This window comes from Peribacillus deserti (assembly GCF_016909175.1).
GTDB classification, from domain to species: Bacteria; Bacillota; Bacilli; order Bacillales; family DSM-1321; genus Paraperibacillus; species Paraperibacillus deserti.
In genome coordinates this window covers 177,052-184,113 of record NZ_JAFBFI010000008.1, presented here as the reverse complement: position 1 = coordinate 184,113, position 7,062 = coordinate 177,052, and the positions used below count along the sequence as shown (strand labels likewise).

Annotated in this window: 6 protein-coding genes; all 6 read right to left on the bottom strand. The window is 40.7% G+C overall.

The features are described from left to right. Positions 1 to 132: 132 nt before the first annotated feature. The 6 genes from JOC77_RS21855 to JOC77_RS10835 all read right to left on the bottom strand — a co-directional run bounded on the left by JOC77_RS21855 (position 133) and on the right by JOC77_RS10835 (position 6,806). Positions 133 to 1,068 (bottom strand): general stress protein, encoded by a 936-nt coding sequence (locus JOC77_RS21855; RefSeq protein ID WP_204543021.1) that lies wholly within the window; start codon positions 1,066 to 1,068, stop codon positions 133 to 135. Between the two features lie 218 nt (positions 1,069 to 1,286). Then, positions 1,287 to 1,706, bottom strand: a complete 420-nt coding sequence (locus JOC77_RS10855; protein WP_204543019.1) for a phage holin family protein — start codon at positions 1,704 to 1,706, stop codon at positions 1,287 to 1,289. Between the two features lie 117 nt (positions 1,707 to 1,823). Beyond that, positions 1,824 to 2,195: an ArpU family phage packaging/lysis transcriptional regulator gene (locus JOC77_RS10850; protein ID WP_204543017.1), complete on the bottom strand. Its 372-nt coding sequence runs from the start codon at positions 2,193 to 2,195 to the stop codon at positions 1,824 to 1,826. A gap of 168 nt (positions 2,196 to 2,363) precedes the next feature. Then, positions 2,364 to 3,113 (bottom strand): C39 family peptidase, encoded by a 750-nt coding sequence (locus JOC77_RS10845; protein ID WP_239558706.1) that lies wholly within the window; start codon positions 3,111 to 3,113, stop codon positions 2,364 to 2,366. Between the two features lie 137 nt (positions 3,114 to 3,250). Continuing rightward, positions 3,251 to 5,083, bottom strand: a complete 1,833-nt coding sequence (locus tag JOC77_RS10840; RefSeq protein ID WP_204543015.1) for an ABC transporter ATP-binding protein — start codon at positions 5,081 to 5,083, stop codon at positions 3,251 to 3,253. Beyond that, a complete protein-coding gene (locus tag JOC77_RS10835; RefSeq protein WP_204543012.1) occupies positions 5,064 to 6,806 on the bottom strand; it encodes an ABC transporter ATP-binding protein in 1,743 nt (580 codons plus the stop codon). The genes JOC77_RS10840 and JOC77_RS10835 overlap by 20 nt, the downstream gene beginning before the upstream one ends. Between the last annotated feature and the right edge of the window lie 256 nt (positions 6,807 to 7,062).

Here is a 7,062-nt window from a genome sequence, read left to right as displayed (position 1 = left end):
GATTAAATAAAATGACCCCGGTACAATACCGGGATCATTTATTAGCAGCATAGGGCCTTTTTATTAAACTGTCCATTTTAGGGGTTACAGTTCACTTATGGACAACCCTCTTACATGATTATTTACAACGCCTTATACGATTGGGTCGTTGCTATTATTGTCTCTTCGGAATGGTTTTCCTTCCCTGCCAGCTGCTTCATCGGTTACAATACCATTTTTTACTTCATAAGGATCTAAGGAATCTTCTGGTCTCCGTGAAGCATCGACCATCGGGTTTCCAGTGATCAGCGGGTCCCGTGTTTCTTCCAGACGGCGTGAACGCTCCCGCATCTCATTGTCATCTATACGGTTCGTACGATCTCGGAAACCCTCATCGGGCATATTATTCGTTTGGTCAAATCCCGGCTCTCTATCTAAATTTGCTGATCGATCTGTAAGTGAAGATTCGCTGTGTGTCCCCGATGGCCGTACTGTCAGTGAATCACCTCTGTCTAAATCAACTGAACGGTCTGTAAATGAAGCACCTCTATCCATACCAGCTGTCCGGTCTGTCCATGATGCATCTCTACCCAAACCAGCTGTCCGGTCTGTACCTAAAGTTTCCCTATGCATCCCGTTTCCTCCAGTGTGCACTTCATGATCCGCATCCACGAGGACAAGGATCTTCCCTTCTTTAATATCACTTTCATATCGTTCTGCCTCTTCATCAGGAATCCCCATACCAATTAATGCTCCTGTTATACCGCCGGCTCCGGCTCCTGTTGCTGCTCCAGCTAAAGTAGCTGCTATTGGGCCTGCCGCCAGAATCGGTCCTATACCAGGAATCGCAAGAGCCCCGACGCCCGCCAGAAATCCTGTCAATCCTCCAAGCACACCGCCAGTGGCAGCACCGGCTGCTGCTCCCTCGCCTGCTTTAGTTCCTGTTTCATCGGTTACCTCACGGGCATCTTCTGGATCTTTTGCAATGACAGATATATCATCCCTTGCATATCCCTCTGCCTGAAGAACCTCCACCGCTTTAATCGCATCATGCCCATTCTCATATACTCCTACTACTCTCTTATTCATACTATTACCTCCTTAATTATTTGCTCTACTATACAGATACCCGGTAGAGAAACAGTTAACCCCATTAGAGGCATTTGTCGATAAATTCCATTATTTTCGAGAAATTCTGCTAATATCCGACAGCACGGGTGGAAACGAGGATAAAATTCTCTATTTATTTCCTGATTCTCGCAAATACTAAATCAATATATTTTAATATAGGCCTGTCCATTTTTACATTAAGGCTTGTTATCATCCTTATCCCCGCCAGCGAAATCATCCATTATATTAGACATGACATCCGGAGCTGGCAAACCAAGTCTTCTTAAATTTTTTAGAATGGACGCTCCTTCATTCCCTATTAAAAATATCAGTATAGCTGATCGCATAAACTGTTCTGAATTTCCCATAACCAGATCCAGCTGGTTTGCAGCAATCAGAAGAATACACATAGATCCTTTCCTTATAAACATCCCATACATTCCTATAAATGTGAGTTTCTTTGAATACAATAGCACGCCTGCTCTGCTGAAAATTTCACAGCCAGTAAGTACAAGTAATGCCATCAATACGTGATCCAGCCCGCCCGACAGGTATCCGGCAAATTTAATTATGCACTCTTTTATTCCCTCCCAGCTATAAATCCATTTGTTATCCACCCGGCATTCTCCTTTCAACTTCATTATTAAGAACGTTTGTTCTTATTTATATTTTACACGTTCTCTTTTTAAAAAAAGGTACCTGGTTTAGACCGTTTTTTGTCCAAAAAAAGACACTCAGATTATTCCGAGTGCGGTGGCTATACAGTTTAAAGCCTCTTTTTTCTTGGCGTAATATTTAGCCTTTTTGATTCCTAAATCTAGATAAACCTCTAAATCAGTAGGATCTGATGAACTTAGATACTTCTTTTCAATCAACTCCTTTTCCAGTGAATCCAAAGACTCTTCTAAAGCTCTTGCTATTTGCATCACTTTTAAATTGGTCTTTCCATCACTTTCCCTAATCGTAGGAAATAAATCGGACATGCCGGCCCTCTCCCGCTCCTCCAAATTAGCAAGCTGAATTTTTAGAACTTTATATACTTTAAGCTCTGCAATGACAAGTTTTTGAATTTCTCTTTCATTGAAAGGCACTTGTTCTCCCCTCATCCTGCCCGACCTCCCTCTCCCTGTATTTATTACTACAGGGGTCAAATTACTTATTTTACCGGCTTTTTTACTATTTTATTACAGGAAGGGCGCCCTCAACAAGAACACATGTTCCTATTTCTACATAAAAAAAGAAGCCCTGAAAAAGACTTCTTTTTTAAATGATATTTACTGGGCAATAGTTAATGCCTGCTTGCCCATTTGCTCCCAGGCTTTGATAAAACTTTCTTTTGGAAGCTTTCTATTCTTGTGTCCATAAGGGTCATTTACATATATATTCTGCCCATCATATCCAGTGATTACAACGCTGTGTACCTTATAGGTAACTTTAATCGAACCTTGGGGGGTGTTCCAATCTATAAAATCCCCAACTGGCGCAAAATTTGCCGTAGTGATAATCCAAACCGGAGAACCGCTTCCCACTTCTCGAAGAAGTTCATTAAAAGGTTTTCCTGTTAAGTCCTTCACCTTATTTCCTGCATATTTCACAGCAAGATCTTTGATAGGACCATGATATACTCCAAGTCCGGGGCCATCTTCCATATTCCCGACAAAGCCAGTGTTCGGATTTCCTTTATCCCCATTTTCATATGTGAGCGGTACTCTGTTAATAGACTGAGCTAACTCATTCTTAGTTACGTCTATTCCCCGGTAATTCATAAGCATTGCAAGACTGGTAACCTCGCAGCCGTTATAGAGCCTTGGCGCAGCCATTTGATTAATGAGCGGAACATCCAGCATCTGGTTTTCCGGCATTTTATATTCCTTAGCGGATTTTGTCACTTTTGCTGTTTCTTTCAATGCGGGTTTCTCCTGTTTTTCCTGAGACTCAACCTTTTGAGAATCAATTGCTGTTAAATGTGAGCACCCGATGTTCATTAAACATACTAGCAATGCCACGGTTATTTTTATGTTCATCTAAGCTGATGACTCCTTTTTATATAAAGATATCTTAACTTATAGTACCATAACTAAATGAACTGCTTAAGAGGAAAATTCTCTATATTTGTGAATTCAAAGTCTGGCAGATATAAAAGATATCTTGTCTTTAGAAGTTATATTTTTCGCAGCTGGCTGTTGAAAAGACCAAGATAATATCCTTTTTGGGATAGTAATTCATGATGGGAGCCTCTTTCTATGATTTGTCCGTCGCTTAATACAATAATTTGGTCTGCTTTTTGAATTGTATTTAATCGGTGTGCGATGACAAAGCTTGTTCGGCCTTCCATCAGCCTTTGTAAGGCCTCCTGAATTTTCAATTCAGTAATCGTATCGATGCTGCTGGTTGCCTCATCCAGTATTAATATAGAAGGATCAGCTAAGATAGCCCTGGCGATTGAGAGAAGCTGCTTCTGTCCCTGGCTGATCCCGCTGCCATCCTGCTTTAACACAGTATCATATTGTCCAGGTGTCTTCATGATAAACGAATGGGCATTAGCAAGCTTCGCCGCTCTTTCTACCTCTTCATCCGAAGCCTCGAGACGTCCGTATCGTATGTTTTCGCGGATTGTACCCTGAAAGAGATAAGAATCCTGCAGAACAAAGCCCATATGCTTTCGCAGATCTTCTCGTTTTATCTTCTTTATCTCTTTACCATCAATTAAGATACTTCCCTCATCTGCATCATAAAAGCGGGATAAAAGATTAATAATGGTTGTTTTGCCAGCTCCTGTTGCGCCGACCAGTGCCACGGTTTCACCTGGTGAAACAGCAAATGAAATATCAGATATCGTTTTTCCTTCCTCTTCATAAGAGAAGGACACCTCGCAAAACTCTACCCTTCCGTCAACATAAGGAAAATCATACATATTTTTTTCATCGTTTGCTTCTTCTTCTTCATCCAGAATGTCAAAAACACGCTCTGCACCTGCAATCGCTGATAAGACTGTATTAAATTGGTTTGCCAGGTCATTTAAAGGACGTGTAAATTGTCTTGAATACTCGGCGAAAATTACAATGGTACCGATGGAAATATGCCCCTTATAAGCAAGCCAGCCTCCCACTGCCGCTATTACAGTAAAACTCAAATTATTTAAACCATTCATTAGTTTAGGAATGAATCCTGAATAGGCGGAAGCCCAGAAACCCGCACCCTTCAATTTACTATTTTTACTAATAAACTCATCTATTACTTTTTTCTCCTGAGAGAAGGTCTTTACAATCCTCTGGCCTGAAATCGTTTCTTCAATAAACCCATTCAGGTCACCAAGATTTCGCTGCTGAATTTTAAATAATCTTCCTGTACGCTTTGTAATCCACTTCATTCCGGTATACATTAAAGGAATGATAATGAGAGTAAGCAGCGTCAATAGTGGGCTTAGATATAACATAACAGATATAGTCCCTATTAAAATAAGGATACTCGATATAACCTGAATGACGGAACTATTTAGTGTAGAGCTAACGTTTTCGATATCATTTGTCACCCGGCTCATCAATTCACCATGCTGTCTTTTATCAAAGAAGGGAATCGGCAGTTTATGCAGATGATTAAACAAATCGTTCCTCATCTTTGAGACGGTATTTTGGGCAATGCCAACCATCCAGTAATTTTGTAAAAAGAGCGTAACGGAAGTAAAAAGATAGATGACTGCAAGGCCTGCAAGAAGTTTCAGAATGCCTTTGCTTTCTTTCGTTACTATATAATGATCAATCGACTTTCCGGCTAAAAAAGGGCCTAACAGCGATAAGACCGAGCTTATAATGACCATAGCAATTACTAAGATCAGATGTATCCGGTGTACAGCAAGGTACCTCCAAAGCCTTTTTAGCGTTTGCTGTTGATTTTTCACTTTGGGCTTTTTGTTTCGAGAGAGGGGGCTTTCATTACTGCCGCTGTTATCTAATATAGGTTTGTACCGAAAAGGACTAAACAGATCTCTGAGCATGCTCGAGCTCCTCCTCTCCAAACTGTGATTCAAATATTTGTCTATAAAGCTGTGAGTTTTTCAATAAAGAATCATGACTTCCCTCAGTCAGCAGGCGTCCATCTTCCAAAAGCAAAATAGAATCTGCTTCTGCCGCCGTGCTGATTTTTTGTGTAATAACTAATGTTGTACACTTATATTCCTTTAGTGATTTAAGGAGAATCGCTTCTGTTTTTAAATCAAGTGCACTTGTACTATCATCAAGCATTAGAATTTTAGGATTTCTTACCAAAGCTCTTGCTATGGAAAGCCGCTGTTTTTGGCCTCCTGATAAATTTACGCCTTTTTGTCCTAATACTGCTTCATATTGTTTAGGAAGCTTCATAATCGTTTGGTGAATCTGAGCTGCTTTCGCGGCTTTTATTATTTCTTCAAGCGATGCATCCTGTTTGCCCCATGCAATATTTTCTTTTACAGTACCGGTGAAAAGCAATGCTTCCTGCGGCACAAAACCGATTTGTTTCCGCAGACTTTCCTGTTTATAAGAGCGGATATCATGCCCATCAATCAAGATGTTCCCATCGGTTGTGCCATAAAGCCTTGGAATCAGCTGGAACAAGGTTGATTTCCCTGATCCGGTTGCACCTAATATCGCTATGGTTTCACCTGCCTTCACCCGGAAAGACAGATCTTGAAGAATCGGCCGGTCTGTATCCGGATATTCAAAGTACACGCCCATAAATTCCACATCACCGCAGATTTCTCTATTAGAGTGGATGGAGCCCTCCGCATCCTCCATTTCATTGGCAGTTTCAAATACTTCTGCCATTCTGCCGGCAGAAGCCCGCGCTCTTGAAAATGCTGCAATGATAAAAGATAGAGGAGAAAAAGCAGAGGTAATCCTGGCTGCGTAATTCACAATTGCTACCACTTCGCCAATTTCTGCTCCATTTGTTGGCACTAGCTCGCTGCCAAGCCAAAGAATAACCAATACGCAAATATTCATAAAGAACAGCAAGAATGGATTAACCGTTTCCATAACCCGAAGTGCGTATACTGTTTCATCCTTTAACGTTAGATTCGCCCTGCTAAAGCGTTTCCCCTCATAATTCCTTCTAAGAAAAGCTTTAATAAGCCTGATTCCCGTTAAATTTTCCCTCATCACACTATTTACGCCATCAAGCTTAACTTGGACAGACTGAAACAGCGATCCTCCTTTTTTCATAATCCAGGCAAGAAAAAGGGTCAGGAAAGGTATAACAGCTGTAAGGATTAAAGCCAGCTTAGCATTTACCGTAAATGCCATAATCGTGCTTCCAAGGATCAGCAATGGTGCTCGCATCATAATACGAAGACCCATAAAAACAGTGTTCTGCAGCTGAGTCACATCATTCGTCATTCTCGTGATGAGGGACGAAGTTGGAAATCTTGTGAAATTAGCATAAGTAAAGGATTGAATTTTTTCATATAGACTGTTTCTAATATCAAAAGCAAAGCTCTGGCTTACATGAGCAGCGAAAAAGGAATTAATAATCCCTCCAAAAAAGGCAAATAAAGATATACCAAGCATCACAGCACCCCACTTAAAAATAAAGGGAATGTCACTGTTCATAATGCCTTCATCTATAATCTTCGCAATAATAAGCGGCTGCCATAACTCCACAAAAAGCTCAACCAGCATAAAGACCAAGGCCACTGACGCAGATGCTCGATAAGACTTCAAAAACTTAAACATAATACGCATATACAATAGCCTCCAACCCTAATTATCCTTAGCTGAACGAATATCTCGAACTTCAACTATTAATTACATATACTAATCATACAATCTTTCCCCCTCATTTAACACCTTTTTGATGGGGACAGTCCCCTATTTCCCGGTCTTTTCAGATGCTGGTGTATCTGACTTCCTTGTGGGGACTGTCCCTATTTCCCAGAAGGAAGCTGACAGCTCGTTTCTGAAGGTTTATAATTTTCATGTATGATTTTTTACTATTCTA